Origin of the sequence: Ruegeria sp. HKCCD7303, assembly GCF_013111185.1 — a bacterium.
In the GTDB taxonomy this organism is placed as follows: Bacteria; Pseudomonadota; Alphaproteobacteria; order Rhodobacterales; family Rhodobacteraceae; genus Ruegeria.
The window spans coordinates 101,064-118,043 of the sequence record NZ_WVRE01000009.1 but is presented as its reverse complement, the minus strand read 5'-3'; the positions used below and the strand labels follow the sequence as shown (position 1 = coordinate 118,043).

Genomic DNA, 16,980 nt, shown 5'->3' with positions numbered 1-16,980 from the left:
TTCAATAAGAGGCCAGACCTCGCGCTGCTAATCCAATTGGCTGCGGCGGAGCGACGGATGCCGCCGCGAACAATTTTTCTGTTTATTGGATCTGATCCTTCAACGGGTGCGCCACGCCCCTTCGGGACCAACTATCGCGTCGCCCGAGGTTTCACGACCTCCACCGGTTTGTTGGCAAAAACCCTGATAGCTGAGGCTCACGAGGCGTGTTGACCCACAGCTCACGGTCCGGGTGCATACCGCCGCCGCGCACAGCGGGCACGGCGGATGACCGCATCCGGTGCAAAAGGCGGGTATCCGCTGTACCGCAATTTGGATGTACGCCGCCGTTTCCAGCCACCTCGGCCTCCCAGCGTGCCTTGCGTTCAGCAACAACATTTGGGTCGTCCAAAACCGGCGCGTTCAGCTCGTTCACATTCAAATCGGCAATAATCTCATCTCCGTCCTCAACCAAAGCAATCGGGCCACCCAAAGCAGCCTCAGGTCCGACATGCCCAATAACCAGCCCGACCGATCCGCCCGAAAAACGCGCGTCGGTCATCAGAGCAACTGTGACCCCCCGTTCGCGGCACAGGGTCGTGATCCGTGCCGTTGCGTCCAACATCTCGGGCATGCCTGGTGCACCTGACGGCCCTTCGTATCGAACAATGATCATATCATTGTCTTCAAATCCCATTGGGTTGGTGTCGAGCATCTCAAGCAGGCGGGCTTCGCCCTCGAACACCCTCGCTTTACCTCGGAACACGTTGTCCTCAAGTCCGCGCTCGACACCTGCAAGCTTCAAAATGGCGCTGAATTCCGGTGACAGATTACCGCCCAGAAGGCGCAGGCCGCCCGTTTCTTTAAAGGGCGCTGACACAGGATAGATCACCGTACCGTCCGGCGCGGCAGCGCCCAGACGTTGGACCTGTTCCGCCAGAGTTTCGCCAGTGCACGTCGGCGCGTCGCCATTGACCATGCCAGCGTCGATCAGTTCCTTGACGATCACCTGCACACCACCGACCCTGTCGATGTCCACCATCGAATAGCGGCCGTAGGGTCGTGCGTCTGTCAGGACCGGAACAATTTTCTGAGACCATTCATTGAACTCTTCTGGTGTGACGATGTCTTTCCAGAAATTCGCGTAACCTGCGGCACGGGCAATCTCGGGCGCGTGCAGAACCACGTTGGTCGAGCCGCCGATCGCCATCGCAACAGTCAACGCGTTGCGCAGTGAGTCGCGCCCGACGATGTCGCGCGGTCGCGTGCCGTCTTCAATCAACTTGGCAAGGTAGCCTACCAACTGCGACGGAAACTCTTCCATGCGGCGCGGGTCGTCCGAAGGCGGTGCCACCATATGCAATGGCTGCATGCCCACAACGCCAATAAAGGTCTGCATCGTATTGTAGGTGAAAATCCCACCGCACGATCCAATACCGGGGCAGGCAAGGCAAGCGATGCGTTTGCGGTATGCTGCGTCCTCGCTCCCGGCAACTTGATAGGCGGCGATGATGTCCAGCATTTCGCCGGTTTCCGGGTCTTTCGAGGGATGAATGGACCCATCGGACATCATGATCGCAGGCTGGTTGTGTTCAAGCAAAGCAGCCAGCGTACCAACCGGTGGCTTGTCACATGCCACCACAGCAATTGTGCCCCCCAGACCGGAGGCTGAGAGATGTTCGGAAAACACGTCGTTGGTCACTTCGCGCCCGATGAGTGAATAGCGCATTTCGCGCGTTCCATTGCGGATGCCGTCAGATGTTGCGATGGAGTATTCAGGCTGAACCAGACGCATGGCGATTTTGCCTGCGTCTTTGCCAATCTGGTCTCGCAGTGCTGCATGTATTGCTTCGACCTTGGGCTGCACGCCAAGATAGCACTGACTATCGCCTTTTGTGCCGACAACACCAACAGAAGGCGCGTGGATCAGATCTTCGTCCGTGCCAAGTTCGCGCGCAATTCCATAGGCCTGAGAGTTGCGTCCAGGATGGTCGTCGATCAGTACAGGATTCTTAGCCACGAGATACCTCCAAAATGGATTTCAGAACTCAATCGACCGCCATCACCTCTGAGGGAAACTGTGGGCGCAAAACCTTGCGCGCAGGCAGGTATGAGGGTTCCAGATCAGTGAAACTCAAAGACGCGGTTCCGTCAATGAAACTCAAATTGGGGTTTTTTTAAACGTATTCTCGGGGCAAAGAGCTATGGCAGCGCCACGTCGACCCAGACCAGCCGGTGCCTGCTTGCACGATGCGCATTGTCCCACAAAGGTTCACCATCTTTGGGCCATAGAACACCTGAATCCAAGACACGCAGATCGCGAGACGGTAAAACGTAATCGACGCGCATTTCACCCGTCGCTTTCCAGTCAACTGTTGCGGACGAGCCTGATGGGTCTGTCGGTACCGGATCTTGAAGGCGAGGATCGGTCAGAAGGGTGCGAATGGCCCGTTTGTGACCTTCCCCGCGCTCGGGATCGAGGTTGGCATCACCCGCAATGACGAAGGGACCATTTGGAACCGGCCCCAGATCACCGCTCAGCAGGACAGACCAAAACCTAATCTCATCCCGATTGCGCAGTCCGTTGCGATCCTCGGGCCCATCGAACACCGGTGGGGCTGCGTGAAAGGTCATCAGGTTGAGCCGCCCCAAAGGTGTTTCAATGGGCACCACCCAATGCGCTGTTGAGGACAGGCGCTGTATTTGGTGTGCTTCTTCAGACGGAAAAGGGCGGTCATCTACGAAAGGTAATGCTGCCCCCGGAAGATCTTGCCAGAGCAGCTCTGAAAAGTTCAAAATCTCTTCGGTGACGATTTCATAGCGGGACAGAATTGCCAGCCCGCCCTGTCCGGTGAAACGGCCCCAGCCCTGCGCGTCACCGGGGCCTTGTGTGCGTCCATCACCATCCAGATCCAACGGTGTTTCCAAGCCAGCATTGGGCTGAGCGGCATAAAAGTAACCATAGTCCAGACCAGCGGCGCGCAGCTTTTGAGACAGAGCGTTGACTGCGGCTCCCTCCAGATCCCAGTCGATACCCTGAAGCGCGATAATGTCGGGGCGGGCGGCTGAAACCACGTCGATGGCTGCAAGAACCTGGGCGTCATCCCGGTCTATGTCCCGCAGCAACAGCGCCGGGCCTTTTCGGCTCAGCTCGGTGTTGTAGGTGGCGATGCGCACGACTTCTGCCTGCGCCGCAATGGGCAGCAGAAGCAGGATAAGCAGGCGGATCATGCGGCCTGAGTCGTCTCGCTTGTTGAATAGGCGCGCCGTTTTTCCACGATCAGCCCGGCGATACGCAGGGTGGCCACACCGCGCATGATCATGCTGGCGGGCAGGAAGGCCCAGGCGCTCATCATCCAGATCAGTGTCTGTGGATTGTTCAGCGAAATCGGAGCGATCACACTGTTCATCAGTTTTATGACGGCCGGTATGAGGAACGGTAGCAAAATACCGATACAGATGTTCAGGCGGCCATCACGTTGCAACCGAATAACGACATCTCCGCCCTTGGTGGGGTCAAACAAAGGAAGATTGGTCCATACATTGAAGGCACCGTTTCCTGTGGGCCACCCCCGGACTTTGACGGCATAGGCAAAACTGGCGATTGTCACCAAAGCCGCGACGTAGGCTACGCTGGCTGTAACCCTAATCAGTTCGATCAGCGACTGGCTGGCATCCGCTGGCAGCATCAACACGATCAGGCGCACCGGAGAATAGGGAAAGTCCACCACGTTGGCGACGGCCAGACCAACGCCGTAAGAAAAGGTTGTCAGTTCTGTTGGAGCATAAACGTTTTTGCAGATTAGCGTCAGAAACGTGACCATCGACATAAGGCCAACAAAACGCAGGCGGTTGACCGGTGGGGCATCGCGAAATTCTATAAAGCTGGGAAAGGCCGAGTTATACTCGGCGAACGTCAGTATGAACGCGAGGATCGCGAGGAAGACCAGTATTTCGGTCCCGTTCGTCGATGATACAGGCAGGTACAACGCGGGTGTCAGCACCATCAGTGCCACAAGTACTCCGCGTATCGCCGCCCCTGTTGTGCGTGCAATCACATTCCGAACCCTTTTTCAAACCGGACCAGCCGATCTTTGCCGACTTGTATCCAACTTGTGCCCGTCCAATCTCGTCTTTGCGACGGATGCCTCGTTAGCGCCAAGATGAACGATAAGCGGCATTTCGCTCAAGACAGGGTGCAGAAAACACGTGATTTCGGGCAAAATGATGGCGCAACTGGTGCGGGATTGCATCATTTTGGGCGCAAATTCGACGTGTATCTCAATTTGAGACCAAGATGTTGTGGTTGTTGGAAAATCAACCCCAAGAATGAGAGCGGGGCCACCTAGGCGACCCCGTTAGGTTGAGTATCCACAGATTCGACCCCAGAATCAGACCCAAGGGCGGGCTTGACCGGCGTGATCTTCGAATTTGTCGATGTGGTGGTCTTTTTCCATTGTCAGGCCGATATCGTCCAAACCGTTCAGCAAGCAGTGCTTGCGGTGTGGGTCGATGTCGAATTCGATGACAACACCATCCGAGGTTGTGATCTGCTGATCTTCCAGATGAACGGTCATGCGGGCGTTCTCGCCTTTGTGCGCGTCTTCCATCAGGACTGCATGATGCTCTTCCTCGACCACGATGGGCAGGATACCGTTCTTGAAGCAGTTGTTGAAGAAGATGTCGGCAAAGCTGGTCGAGATCACAACCTTGATGCCGAAATCCTTGATCGCCCAAGGCGCGTGCTCGCGCGATGAGCCGCAGCCGAAATTGTCGCCAGCCACCAGAATCTCGGCCTCGCGATAGGCGGGTTTGTTCAGGACGAATTCCTCGTTCTCCTGCCCGTCATCGTGATAGCGCATCTCGTCAAACAGAACGACGCCCAGGCCGGACCGCTTGATAGTTTTCAGGTGCACTTTCGGAATGATCATATCGGTGTCGATATTGATCAGCGGCATTGGGGCGGCCACCCCGTGGACTTTGTCAAACTTTTCCATGTTCACACTCCTGCGGGAGAGGGCCGCGCCCATGCCCCGCGTTTAAGCTTCTTTTGTTTCGTCTTTGGGTGCGTTCTTGACGAAGAACGCCATGAAGACCAATCCGAACCCGTTGAACAGCATCTCGATGCCCAGGAAGATCCCCAGTATACTCAGCAATGCCTGTGGCTCCTGCCCGACATAGCTCCAGATGATACCGGCAAGGATGATCGACAAGATGCCCGAGATCATGGTGGGCCAGAAAAACTGTGTTCCTTTCATCTGGAACGACAGAATGACCCGCGCGATGCCGCCTGCCATGAACAGGATCAGCATCACGGTCGCCAGCGTCAGCGTACCCTGCAATGGGTGACCCAGAAAGGACCAGCCCAGAAACAGCATGACCGCACCCATGATGAGCGACAGGATCTTGTTGCCGGTGCCTTCAACGGTGAAACCGCCGACCACCTGCAACGCGCCCGAGATCAGAAGCAACGCTCCGGTCACGACCGTGACGGCCACAGACGCCACAACTGGCGCGCCCAGCACAAAGATACCGAACGCTATGGACAGAAGCCCCAGCAGGAGCCATTTGATCCAGTCACTCATGTTTTCAATCCCTCAAATATCTAGATATGAGGGAAGCTTACATCAATTCACGGACGTCTGTCAGCCGTCCTGTGATTGCCGCTGCGGCAGCCATTGCCGGGCTCAGCAAATGGGTCCGACCACCACGGCCCTGACGACCTTCGAAGTTGCGGTTCGAGGTCGCGGCACAGCGCTCGCCCGGTTGCAACTGATCCGGGTTCATCGCCAGACACATCGAACATCCGGCCAGACGCCATTCGAACCCGGCCTCTTTGAAGATGTCCGCCAGACCTTCTTCCTCGGCCTGCGCACGAACCAGACCCGAACCGGGCACGACCATGGCGCGCATTCCGTCCTTGATCTTTTTGCCCTTCAGAATTTCGGCCGCGGCGCGCAGGTCTTCGATGCGGCCATTGGTGCAGGACCCGATGAACACTGTGTCGATTTCCACATCGCTGAGCTTCTGACCGGCTTCCAGACCCATGTATTCGATCGAACGGCGGGCCGCGTCGACCTTGCCTCCTTCGAAGTCTTCAGGGTGAGGTACAGATGCGGTGATCGGCAGAACATCTTCAGGGCTGGTGCCCCAAGTCACAACCGGAGCAATATCCTCGCCACGCAGGGTGATGACCTTGTCAAAATGCGCGTTTTCGTCTGTGTAAAGCGTTTTCCACCAGTTCAAAGCGGCTTCCCACTGCGCGCCCTTGGGGGCGTGCGGGCGGCCTTTGACGTATTCAAAGGTGGTTTCATCCGGCGCGATCAGGCCAGCGCGCGCGCCGCCTTCGATGGCCATGTTACAGACGGTCATACGACCTTCCATCGACAGATCACGGATCGCTTCGCCGCAATACTCTATCACATAACCCGTGCCACCGGCTGTGCCGGTTTCACCGATCACGGCCAAAGTGATGTCTTTGGCGGTCACACCCGGCTGCAGTTTGCCGGTGATTTCCACCTTCATGTTCTTGGATTTCTTCTGGATCAGCGTTTGCGTGGCCAGAACATGCTCGACCTCAGAGGTGCCGATGCCGTGGGCCAACGCACCGAACGCGCCGTGAGTCGCCGTGTGGCTGTCGCCGCAAACAACGGTCATGCCGGGCAGGGTCCAACCCTGTTCAGGGCCAACGATGTGCACAATGCCCTGACGCACATCGTTCACGGGGTAGTAGTGAATACCGAAATCCTTGGCGTTCTTGTCCAGTGCTTCGACCTGGATGCGCGATTCCGGGTTTTCAATTCCGTTCACGCGGTCCGGTGTAGTGGGCACGTTGTGATCCGGCACAGCGATAGTTTTTTCCGGCGCGCGCACCTTGCGACCGGCCATCCGCAGCCCTTCAAAGGCTTGCGGGCTGGTCACTTCGTGCACCAGATGGCGGTCGATATAAAGCAAACAGGTGCCATCATCGGCTTCGTGCGCGACATGGGCATCCCAGATCTTGTCATAGAGTGTTTTGGGGGACATCGGTCCTCTCCCGTATGTAATGAGAAATGGCTGGCGAGTTGGCTCAGGCCGCAGATAGGCGGGCCAGAACCGTGCGGGCGGCCCCAAAGAACCGTTCACGCAGGCGCGTGCGGTCTTGCAGTTTCGGAGCAGGGGCCAAGTTGAGTCTCATGCGGTCCAGATATATCGGGCTTGACTGTCAATCAAGGTTCAATCCGGTGTCAGGCTTGCATCACCCGGCGTTGCTGTCCAAGCTGTGATCATGAACCAAGACCTGATCCCCAGCACGTTGTCGGACCTATACAACAACATGGTCGGGGCTTTTTCTGTTCAGTTTGGAAAAATGGTCGAATTGGTCGTTACACCGGGCTGGCGGCAATACCAGTTGATTATCATCCTGTTCCTGTGGGCGCTGGCCTTCCTGCTAAAAGCTCTGACGCAGTCCAGATGGGAAGCTTGGGCACGAGCGCGAAGCGGATGGCCAAAGTGGCGCCTGCGCGTGCTCGTCCAGCTGATGCGGCGGCTGACACTGGTTTATTTCGTGATTTTATCCTGGTCGCTTTATTTGATTATGCAGCACGTCACCTGGCCGTCTCGCAGCTATTTTATTGGTGTGCTTGCAACATTGGCAGCGGCTTGGCTGGCTATTGCGCTGATCGCCAGACTTGTACGAAACCGCACACTGCGGCGCATCTTCAAATGGGCCATGTGGGTCTATGCAACGCTCGTTGCATTGAACCTGACGGATGACGTGGCAGGTTTTCTGGATGGCGTGGCGATTTCCATCGGCGATCTGCACATTTCGGCGCTGGGCATTCTCAAGGCGATTCTGCTGATTGGCGTTCTGCTGACGTTGGCGCGCATCGGCACCCGGGCGGCTGAGCAGGGGTTGCAGAGCAATGATGACATCACGCCGTCAATGCAGGTGCTTTTAGCCAAGGGCATTCAGGTTCTGCTTTATGGCGCAGTCTTTTTGACCGCCATCCGCACGCTAGGGTTTGATCTGACAGGTATCGCGCTGCTGTCGGGGGCGATCGGTGTGGGCATCGGGTTTGGCCTGCAAAAAGTGGTGTCAAACCTGATTTCCGGGATCATCATTCTGATGGACCGCTCGATCAAGCCCGGCGACGTTATTTCGCTGGGCGACACGTTCGGTTGGATCAACGCATTGGGTGCGCGATACGTCTCGGTGGTCACTCGGGATGGGCGGGAATACCTGATCCCGAACGAGGATCTGATCACCAATCAAGTGGTGAACTGGTCGCATTCCGACAAGTTCGTGCGTTTGGATCTGGATTTTGGCACCAGCTATGACGATGACCCTCACAAGGTTCGTTCCACGGCGATCCGGGCGGTGAAAGCGGTGACACGGGTTCTGAGCGGAGGGTCCCATGAGCCGGTTTGCCACATCACCGGCTTTGGCGACAGCAGCGTTGACTATGTGTTGCGCTTTTGGATCAGCGATCCGACCAAAGGGCTGACCAATATTCGCGGCAATGTCTATCTGGCGCTTTGGGACGCTTTCAAGGAAGAAGGCATCTCGATCCCGTTCCCGCAGCGCGAGGTTCGGTTGCTGCCAGACGGCGTAACCGTGCAACAGATCGTTGAAGAGTGAACACGCGTACGCGACCTTTGGTTTGCATTCATTGAAATGTTGCAATCCCCTTGTTACCTTATTAGTACCCCGGCGCCGGGGTTTCACGGCGCGCAGCAAAGGAGGACTATGTCCTGTCTCTACATACTCAGGCGGGTTTGCCCGCCGATGATGGGGCCAGTGTAATGGCCCACTCTCAGTCAATCAGCGACAAGCTGCTTGAGCGTATCCTTTCCTCACTTTCCGATGACAAGGCCGAAGACGTCGTGCAGATCAACCTGCAAGGTAAGTCTTCTGTTGCAGATCACATGGTGATTGCCTCGGGTCGGTCGACCCGTCAGGTCTCGGCCATGGCGGAAAAACTGACGGATCGCATCAAGCAGGAATTCGGTTTCACCTCGAAGGTTGAAGGCAAGGATGCCGGCGACTGGGTGTTGATCGATACGGGCGACGTGATCGTCCATATCTTCCGCCCCGAAGTGCGTGAATTCTATCAGCTGGAAAAGATGTGGCTGCCTCAGGGCGGCAGCGCCTCGGCGAACTGAGGCGCCATCCTGGCCCGCATTGAGGGGCCGGAGGCGAGAGAGATATGCGTATCAGCATAGTTGCGGTCGGGCGATTGCGCGCTGGACCGGAAAAGTCCCTGCTTGATGATTACGTGAACCGATTTGACCGGACCGGCCGCGGCTTGGGCCTTGGTCCCGCCCGCGTGATCGAAGTCGAAGACAAGAAAAATGCAGGCATGGGGGCCGAGGCTGCTCTTCTGCGCAAAGCGCTGCCCAAAGGCGCGGTGATCTGTACATTGGATGAGCGCGGACGGGTCATGTCCTCACCCGATTTTGCCAAGAAGCTGGGCGGCTGGCGCGATGCCGGGCGGCAGGATTTGGCGCTGGTTATTGGCGGAGCGGACGGAATAGACCCTAATCTGCGGGCCGAGGCCGATTTTTCCATCTCATTCGGGTCAATGGTCTGGCCCCATATGCTGGTCCGTGTGATGCTGGCCGAGCAACTTTACCGGGCCGCAACCATCCTGTCGGGCGGCCCTTATCACCGGGTCTGACATGGCGCAGCTTCTGATCGTTTACCATTCGCGCACTGGTGGCGCCCGGCAAATGGCCGAAGCGGCGGCTGCGGCGGGTCACGACGAGGCAGACATTGTTCTGAAAACCGCTGATCAGGCCGGTCCTGAGGATTTGTTGGGCGCGGATGGCTATATCTTCTGTGCCCCGGAAAATCTGGCCGCAATTTCAGGTCTGATGAAAGAGTTTTTCGACCGCAGCTACTATCCGGTTCTGGGTAAGATCGAAGGTCGCCCTTATGCGCAAATGGTTTGTGCAGGATCAGATGGTGCCAACGCCGCGCGCCAAACCGCGCGCATTGCAACCGGCTGGCGGTTGAAAGAAGTGCAGCCGCCTCTGATCCTCTGCACTCATTCACAAACGTCCGAAGCGATTCTGGCCGAAAAGACCATCCCCGAAGGACAACTTGAGAAATGCCGCGAGATCGGTGCAGTGATGGCGGCAGGCTTGGCCCTTGGGGTGTTCTGAACTTCAGTACAGGTCGATCACCGTTGTGTCTTCACCCCAGCCACCGACATTGTCTCGTGCCTGAATCTGGACCTGGGTTGTGCCTTCGGGTATCGCTACACCGCTCAGCGAGCGGGTGAACGGCTGCTCATCCACATGCGGATGATGCAGGACACGCATCCCTAGTTCATTGCCATTCATGTCCAAAACGCGCCAGCCATCGGCGTAGTCATCCCATCCGGTGTCCGGGTGCCGGATCGTGACATCGAAGCGCCATGTGTCGCCGCCGCGGGTGGCCGCGACCTTCTCGATCGTTGGGGGGTCGGCAAAGGCAGGGCTGGCCAGGAAGGCGCTGAGAATCACATATCGCATGGCGCGAATGTACGGGTTATCGCGGCGCATCGGGATCACGTCTCTGTGTAAGGGGATTGGGATATCAGGATTGTTCGGGACTGCGAAGCAAACTCGCGTCGATACAAAACACCGAACGTGATTATGGTGCTCAGCATCAAAGCGATTGGCCCGAGGAACCATGCCAGCGAGGCCAATGCAAAATAGGTGGCGCGCAGGCCACGGTTAAAGCTGCGGGCGGCTGTGACGCAAATTTCGGCCGACTGAGCGGCGCGCGGGTACGCCTGCGGGTCTTCGGGATCGTTCGGGACCGAGGCCATCAACACAGCACAATAGCCAAACAAGCGATGCGCCCAGACATATTTCAGGAATGCGTTGGCCAGCAGAAGTACGACGACAAGTATCTTGATTTCCCACACCAAAGCGGGTGCGCTTCCAATGGCAAGGTCGCTGGCCACCCCGGCAAGTCGCTCGGTATTGCCCAGCAGGGCCAGCCCGCCGCCGATGGCAATCATCGTGGTGGATGCAAAGAACGTGCTGCCCTGCCGCATGGCGGCCACAACCTGCGCGTCAAACATGCGCGGTTGGCGCGTCACCATCTCGCGCATCCAGTCGCGGCGGTAATTGTCCATCATTTGCGAGACAGATCGCCTCTGTGGCGACGGATGTTCGATCTTCCACCCTATCCACAGCCATGCGCCCAGCAGCAAGCCGAGGGCGGCGTAATCCAAAGGGGCAAACAAAGCGGCACGTTCGATCCAGGTCATGGGCGTGACAGTAAAACTGAACGGAAGAACTTGCCAGATCATGAAATTGGTAATATTATTTTACCAAATTGGAGGATCAGCGATGGAAATGCCCCGGCCAAATCCCGATGTTCTGGCGCGAAAGCAAGCCGTTCTGGCGCGATTGCTGCAGGTATTGCCTGAGGATGCTGTGATTCACGATCCGGCTGAGACGCGGGCCTATGAGTGTGACGCGCTGACCGCTTATCGCTGCCCGCCGATGCTGGCAGTACTTCCGTCAACGACGCAGGACGTGTCTGATGTCCTGCGAATCTGCTATGAAGAAGGGGTTCCTGTGGTGCCACGTGGCTCCGGCACGTCACTGGCGGGTGGGGCCTTGCCGACTGCGGATTGCGTCATTCTGGGCGTGGCGCGGATGAATGAGGTGCTGGAGGTCGATTATGACAACCGCTTCATAAAGGTGCAGACCGGACGGACCAATCTGAGCGTGACAGGCGCGGTCGAGGAAGAGGATTTCTTTTATGCGCCCGATCCGTCTTCGCAATTGGCCTGTGCCATTGCGGGCAATATCGCGATGAATTCGGGTGGCGCGCATTGCCTGAAATACGGTGTGACCACGAACAACCTGCTGGGCGTGACCATGGTGATGATGGACGGCAGTGTTGTGGAAATCGGCGGCGCGCATCTGGATGCCTCTGGCCTGGACCTGCTGGGTGTTATTTGTGGCTCAGAGGGGCAGCTGGGCGTGGTGACCGAGGCCACGCTGCGCATTCTGCGTAAACCCGAAGGGGCGCGACCGGTTCTGATGGGGTTCGACGACAATGAGGTCGCGGGCCAATGTGTCTCTGACATTATCAAATCGGGCATCTTGCCGGTTGCGATCGAGTTCATGGACACCCTGTGCATTCAAGCCTGCGAGAATTTTGCGCATGCCGGGTATCCCGATTGCACCGCCTTGCTGATTGTCGAGGTCGAAGGCTCGGAGGCTGAGATCGACTATCAGTTGGCGAAGATCATAGAAATCGCCAAGCGCCACAATCCTGTTGAATTGCGTGAGAGCCAGTCTGCCGAAGAAAGCGCGAAGATTTGGCTGGGTCGCAAATCGGCTTTTGGCGCGATGGGTCAAATGAACGATTACATGTGTCTGGACGGCACCATCCCGGTATCCTCCTTACCCGAAGTCCTGCGCCGCATCGGTGAGTTGAGCGAGGAATACGGCCTGCCCGTTGGCAATGTCTTCCACGCGGGTGACGGCAACATGCACCCCTTGATCCTGTTTGACGCCAACAAACCGGGCGATCTGGAGAAATGCGAAGCATTTGGTGCTGATATTCTGAAGCTGTGTGTCGACGTAGGCGGGTGCCTGACCGGAGAACATGGTGTCGGCATCGAAAAGCGGGATCTGATGGCACACCAGTACGCGCCAGCGGATCTTGAGGCGCAGATGGCGATTAAAGATGTGTTCGATCCGCAGTGGTTGTTGAATCCCGCGAAGGTGTTCCCCTTGGACGCATCCGAGGCGAGGCGCCTTGCGGCGGAATAGGGGCTCTGCCCCAATTGCGCAGGCGCGGTTTCCCCGGAGTTTTTGTGAAAAGATGAAGCACATGAGACCTGAAACGGAAGACGAATTGGCGGATCTGGTGGCCGGGCTGACCGAGCCAGTGCGCATAGCCGGGGGCGGAACGCGTGGTGTGACCGGGCCGGAGCCTGAACTGAACGTTTCCGGGCTGAGCGGTATCACCCTTTACGAACCCGGAGCCCTAACACTTGTGGCTAAGTCAGGCACGCCGTTGGCCGAGATTGAAGCCGCGCTGGACGCGGAGGGGCAACAACTGGCGTTCGAGCCGATGGACCATCGTGGATTGCTTGGAACTTCGGGCGAACCGACCATCGGTGGTGTTGTGGCGGCAAACGTATCTGGGCCGAGGCGGATACAGGCCGGGGCGTGCCGGGATTTTCTGTTGGGCGTTCGCTTTGTCGATGGGCGCGGTCAAGTGGTCAAGAATGGCGGACGGGTGATGAAGAACGTCACCGGTTATGATCTGGTGAAGTTGATGGCTGGGTCCTGGGGCACTTTGGGCGTGTTGACCGAGGTTTCGCTGAAAGTGCTACCCAAGCCAGAGGCCGTTGCGACGCTTGTTTGGGAGGATCGCGGATGGGTCGCGACGTCCAAGTTGTTTTGTGACGCGTTGGGATCGCCATACGAAGTCAACGGTGCGGCTCGGTTGCCCGAGGGCGGCGGCAAGCCGTCCCGGACGGTGCTGCGGATTGAAGGGTTTGACCAATCGGTCGAATATCGCGTTTCCAAGTTGCAAGAGCTCTTTGCGGAAACGAATCCGGATCAGGTTGTCACTGATGCGGCCGAAAACACCGCCATTTGGCGCGAAGTGCGTGATATTGAGCCTTTTGCCGACAGACCGGGCAATGTCTGGAAAACCTCTGTCAAACCGACTGACATGATCCGTGTGGTCGGTGACGCCAACCCGAACACGGTCGTGGATTGGGGTGGGGGTCTGATCTGGACTTTAGCACCGGAAGGCACTGATCTGCGATCTGAACTAAGTGATGTTGAGGGACATTCGACCCTGGTGCGCGCGACCCCGGAAGACATACAGAATCTGGGTCGGTTTCAGCCGGAAAATGCTGCTGTTTCGGCTCTAACACAGGGGGTACGGGCAAGATTCGACCCGCGATCTGTGTTCAATCCGGGACTCATGGGGTAGAGCGATGCAGACAACATTTACGGAAAAACAGCTGGAAGATCCGGCAATTCAGCGCTCGAACGAGATTCTGCGTAGCTGTGTCCATTGTGGGTTTTGCACTGCGACATGCCCAACCTATCAGGTGTTGGGGGATGAACTCGACAGCCCGCGCGGGCGTATTTACCTGATCAAGGACATGCTGGAAAACGAACGTGTACCGGATGAAAAGACGGTCAAGCATATTGATCGCTGCCTGTCCTGTCTGGCTTGCATGACCACTTGTCCTTCGGGCGTGCATTACATGCACCTGGTCGATCATGCGCGCGAATATATCGAGGCGAATTACAAACGTCCTTTGACGGACCGTATCCTGCGTTCGATTCTTGCCCAAATCCTACCCTACCCGATGCGATTTCGCTGGGCCTTGATCGGAGCAAAGTTGGGCCGTCCGTTTCGGTTTCTGATGCCCGACGCCCGGTTGCGGGCGATGCTGGACATGGCCCCAAAGCACATCCCGCCGGTCAGTCGCAACGACGACCCTCAGAGCTTTGCGCCCAAGGGAGAACGAAGAAAGCGTGTCGCGCTGATGACCGGCTGCGCACAGAAGGCTCTAAATACCGACATTAACGATGCTACGATCCGGTTACTGACGCGTTTGGGGTGCGAGGTTGTGGTGGCCGAAGGCGCCGGATGTTGTGGAGCCTTGACGCACCACATGGGTAAAAGTCGTGAAAGCCACGCGGCTGCCGCAGCCAATATCAAGGCCTGGGCGCGCGAAATGGATGGTGACGGCTTGGACGCCATCGTCATCAATACGTCTGGTTGTGGCACGACGGTGAAAGACTATGGGCACATGTTCCGCAATGACTCTCTGGCCAAGGACGCGGCGCGTGTCGCGGGTATTGCCATGGATATCAGCGAGTTGGTCATGCAACTGGACCTTCCTGAAGGGCGCGACCAAGACCTTACGGTCGCTTATCACGCGGCCTGTTCGTTGCAGCACGGACAAAAGATTAAGACCTATCCTAAGGACTTGCTGAAACGGGCAGGGTTCCAAGTTGTTGAGCCTGCAGATAGCCATCTGTGCTGTGGCAGCGCAGGCACCTACAACCTGATGCAGCCCGAGATTTCGGGCCAATTGAAAAAGCGCAAGGTCAAAACGCTGGAGGCGAAGAAGCCGGACCTGATCTCAGCCGGAAACATCGGATGCATGATGCAGATCGGGTCGGGTACCCAAGTGCCGGTCGTGCACACGGTTGAATTGTTGGACTGGGCGACCGGCGGACCAAGGCCGCCGTCGTTGCAACACCCCAGGGACGCTGTACCGATCCTGAAGTAATTCGCTTTGGTGCCGACGCGCATCACTTGCCCGGAATTTCTTATAACCCCTGATTGCCCTATTTTCGCCCAACGTAACCCGTAGGACAAAAAGGTCAGAGTGAGTCCCGGAGAACCGCGTGCGCAACTGGATCAAGGCTATTGTGCTCTGTGTCATGCCGATGGCGGCCACAGCGCAGGATACCGGGCTGGAAAGTCTGGACACCTCGGATTCCGGGCGCGATTGGATGGCCGTGGGGCGGCTGGACATAGCAGGCAGAGGGTTTTGCACCGGAACGCTGGTGTCGCCAACACTGGTGCTGACAGCAGCGCATTGCCTGTTTGACAAGGTGTCCGGGCAACGGATCAATCCGTCGGAAATTGAGTTTCTGGCCGGGTGGCGTTTAGGCCGTGCCCTGGCCTATCGGACTGCGCGGCAAGCTGTGGTCCATCCCGACTATCAATTTGGTGCAGAATCCACGACCGATAGGGTCAGCGCAGACGTGGCTTTGATCGAGCTGTGGCAACCGATCAGAAATACCGCCGTCATTCCTTTTGAGTCTGGGAATCAACCCCGCAGAGGGGCCGAAGTTGGCGTGGTCTCTTATGCGCATGACCGGTCTGAGGCACCATCGCTGCAGCAGGTCTGCTCGGTCATGAACCGGCAGCGGGGTGTCATGATCATGTCCTGTGACGTTGATTTTGGCTCATCCGGTGCGCCGGTCTTTTCCTTTGCAGGCGCGCGCCCTCAGATCGTGTCGGTTGTGGCGGCCAAGGCCAGTCTGGACGGCCAGAACGTAGCAATAGGCACTGCGGTTGAACACTCGCTGCAACTGCTGCGCGACGAGCTTTCTGCAGGGCGAGGGTTTGGGCTGTCAGCGCCTGGGCCGGGGGCAGGGAAGAACATCGGCGCAAGGTTTATCAGACCATGATCAGAGTTTTCTTCAGCCTCATTGTCGGACTGAGTGTTTTGGCAACCACGTCCCACGCTCAATCAAACAAGCGTAAGCTGACGGATCGCGACGATCTTTACGGATGGGAGGCGGTTGGGCGTCTGGACATGGGGGACGGATCCTTTTGCACCGGTACGCTGATCGCGCAAGACATGGTGCTGACAGCTGCCCATTGTGCCGTGGACCAAAGTACCGGAACAGCGTTTGCCGGCGAGGATATCACTTTTCGTGCCGGGCTGAGCAACGGGAAAGCCCTGGCAGAACGTCAGGTCACACAGGTTGCGATCCACCCCAACTACGGCTCTAGACCGCCGCTTTCGCGCGAAAGCGTTCGGATTGACGTTGCGCTGTTGCGACTTGATAAGCCCATCCCCTATTCCGTCGCAGACCCCTTTGCGCTATACAGTGGGCGTGTTCTGGGGGATGAGGTCAGTATCGCTTCGTATGGGCGCGGCCGGTCCGAGGCGATCACACGAGAACGCTCCTGCCGGATCATTGATCGTCGTCAGGGCCTGATCCTGTTCAATTGTGACATCACGTTTGGCTCGTCCGGGTCCGCCATTCTGACGAAGAAGGGATCGCGATGGCAGATTCTGTCGGTGGTTTCGGCGGTTGGTACAAATGGCAGCCGAAAGGTTGGCTTTGGTATGGAGCTTGGTGAAATTGTCGCCGAGCTAAAGGCAATCATGCGACGCGATGCGCCGCAACCCAAAGCGTCGATCCGCAGGCTGCAGGTAGGGTCAGGCAAGTCCGCGTCTGGTGCAAAATTCATCAGCTCTGGCGGGGGTTGAACTCGGTCAAATCGCT

18 protein-coding genes are annotated in these 16,980 nt (G+C 57.5%); 9 read left to right on the top strand and 9 right to left on the bottom strand.

The window, feature by feature from the left end:
* Positions 1-151: 151 nt before the first annotated feature.
* From GS630_RS19350 to GS630_RS19320, 7 genes are all read right to left on the bottom strand, one after another.
* Positions 152-1,999, bottom strand: a complete 1,848-nt coding sequence (locus GS630_RS19350) for a dihydroxy-acid dehydratase (protein WP_371809142.1) — start codon at positions 1,997-1,999, stop codon at positions 152-154.
* Between the two features lie 182 nt (positions 2,000-2,181).
* Positions 2,182-3,210, bottom strand: coding sequence for an endonuclease/exonuclease/phosphatase family protein (locus GS630_RS19345; RefSeq protein WP_171712184.1), 1,029 nt, complete (start codon positions 3,208-3,210; stop codon positions 2,182-2,184).
* Positions 3,207-4,037: a hypothetical protein gene (locus GS630_RS19340; RefSeq protein WP_171181031.1), complete on the bottom strand. Its 831-nt coding sequence runs from the start codon at positions 4,035-4,037 to the stop codon at positions 3,207-3,209. The genes GS630_RS19345 and GS630_RS19340 overlap by 4 nt, the downstream gene beginning before the upstream one ends.
* Before the next feature lie 333 nt (positions 4,038-4,370).
* On the bottom strand, positions 4,371-4,976 hold the full coding sequence (gene leuD / locus GS630_RS19335; RefSeq protein ID WP_171181033.1) for a 3-isopropylmalate dehydratase small subunit: 606 nt from the start codon (positions 4,974-4,976) through the stop codon (positions 4,371-4,373).
* A 42-nt stretch (positions 4,977-5,018) separates the two neighbouring features.
* Positions 5,019-5,564 carry an HdeD family acid-resistance protein gene (locus GS630_RS19330; protein WP_171181036.1) on the bottom strand — a complete coding sequence of 182 codons (546 nt, stop codon included), beginning with the start codon at positions 5,562-5,564 and terminating at the stop codon, positions 5,019-5,021.
* 37 nt (positions 5,565-5,601) lie between these two features.
* Positions 5,602-7,005, bottom strand: a complete 1,404-nt coding sequence (leuC, locus tag GS630_RS19325; protein WP_171181038.1) for a 3-isopropylmalate dehydratase large subunit — start codon at positions 7,003-7,005, stop codon at positions 5,602-5,604.
* Positions 7,006-7,048: 43 nt separating this feature from the next.
* Positions 7,049-7,156 (bottom strand): isopropylmalate isomerase, encoded by a 108-nt coding sequence (locus tag GS630_RS19320; protein ID WP_171181041.1) that lies wholly within the window; start codon positions 7,154-7,156, stop codon positions 7,049-7,051.
* 90 nt (positions 7,157-7,246) lie between these two features.
* On the opposite strand from GS630_RS19320, the gene GS630_RS19315 reads away from it, so the two are divergent.
* The 4 genes from GS630_RS19315 (at position 7,247) to GS630_RS19300 (ending at position 10,125) form a co-directional block, all read left to right on the top strand.
* Positions 7,247-8,599 carry a mechanosensitive ion channel family protein gene (locus GS630_RS19315; RefSeq protein ID WP_171621160.1) on the top strand — a complete coding sequence of 451 codons (1,353 nt, stop codon included), beginning with the start codon at positions 7,247-7,249 and terminating at the stop codon, positions 8,597-8,599.
* Positions 8,600-8,763: 164 nt separating this feature from the next.
* A complete protein-coding gene (gene rsfS / locus GS630_RS19310) occupies positions 8,764-9,123 on the top strand; it encodes a ribosome silencing factor (protein ID WP_058276550.1) in 360 nt (119 codons plus the stop codon).
* A 44-nt stretch (positions 9,124-9,167) separates the two neighbouring features.
* A complete protein-coding gene (gene rlmH / locus GS630_RS19305; RefSeq protein ID WP_171181056.1) occupies positions 9,168-9,638 on the top strand; it encodes a 23S rRNA (pseudouridine(1915)-N(3))-methyltransferase RlmH in 471 nt (156 codons plus the stop codon).
* Between the two features lies 1 nt (position 9,639).
* A complete protein-coding gene (locus tag GS630_RS19300) occupies positions 9,640-10,125 on the top strand; it encodes a flavodoxin family protein (RefSeq protein WP_171621159.1) in 486 nt (161 codons plus the stop codon).
* Between the two features lie 3 nt (positions 10,126-10,128).
* Here GS630_RS19300 and GS630_RS19295 read toward each other — a convergent pair whose 3' ends face one another.
* Positions 10,129-10,506 (bottom strand): hypothetical protein, encoded by a 378-nt coding sequence (locus GS630_RS19295; protein ID WP_371732334.1) that lies wholly within the window; start codon positions 10,504-10,506, stop codon positions 10,129-10,131.
* Positions 10,507-10,511: 5 nt separating this feature from the next.
* On the bottom strand, positions 10,512-11,222 hold the full coding sequence (locus tag GS630_RS19290) for a DUF599 domain-containing protein (protein WP_171096663.1): 711 nt from the start codon (positions 11,220-11,222) through the stop codon (positions 10,512-10,514).
* 82 nt (positions 11,223-11,304) lie between these two features.
* On the opposite strand from GS630_RS19290, the gene GS630_RS19285 reads away from it, so the two are divergent.
* From GS630_RS19285 to GS630_RS19265, 5 genes are all read left to right on the top strand, one after another.
* Positions 11,305-12,744, top strand: a complete 1,440-nt coding sequence (locus GS630_RS19285) for an FAD-linked oxidase C-terminal domain-containing protein (RefSeq protein WP_171181061.1) — start codon at positions 11,305-11,307, stop codon at positions 12,742-12,744.
* Positions 12,745-12,805: 61 nt separating this feature from the next.
* Entirely contained in the window at positions 12,806-13,924 is a 1,119-nt protein-coding gene (locus tag GS630_RS19280) for an FAD-binding protein (RefSeq protein WP_171621158.1), read from the top strand.
* Between the two features lie 4 nt (positions 13,925-13,928).
* Entirely contained in the window at positions 13,929-15,242 is a 1,314-nt protein-coding gene (gene glcF, locus GS630_RS19275; RefSeq protein WP_171621157.1) for a glycolate oxidase subunit GlcF, read from the top strand.
* Positions 15,243-15,360: 118 nt separating this feature from the next.
* Positions 15,361-16,152: a serine protease gene (locus tag GS630_RS19270; RefSeq protein ID WP_371809143.1), complete on the top strand. Its 792-nt coding sequence runs from the start codon at positions 15,361-15,363 to the stop codon at positions 16,150-16,152.
* Positions 16,149-16,964: a serine protease gene (locus tag GS630_RS19265; protein ID WP_171621156.1), complete on the top strand. Its 816-nt coding sequence runs from the start codon at positions 16,149-16,151 to the stop codon at positions 16,962-16,964. Before GS630_RS19270 ends, GS630_RS19265 begins: the two co-directional genes overlap by 4 nt.
* Positions 16,965-16,980: the final 16 nt, after the last annotated feature.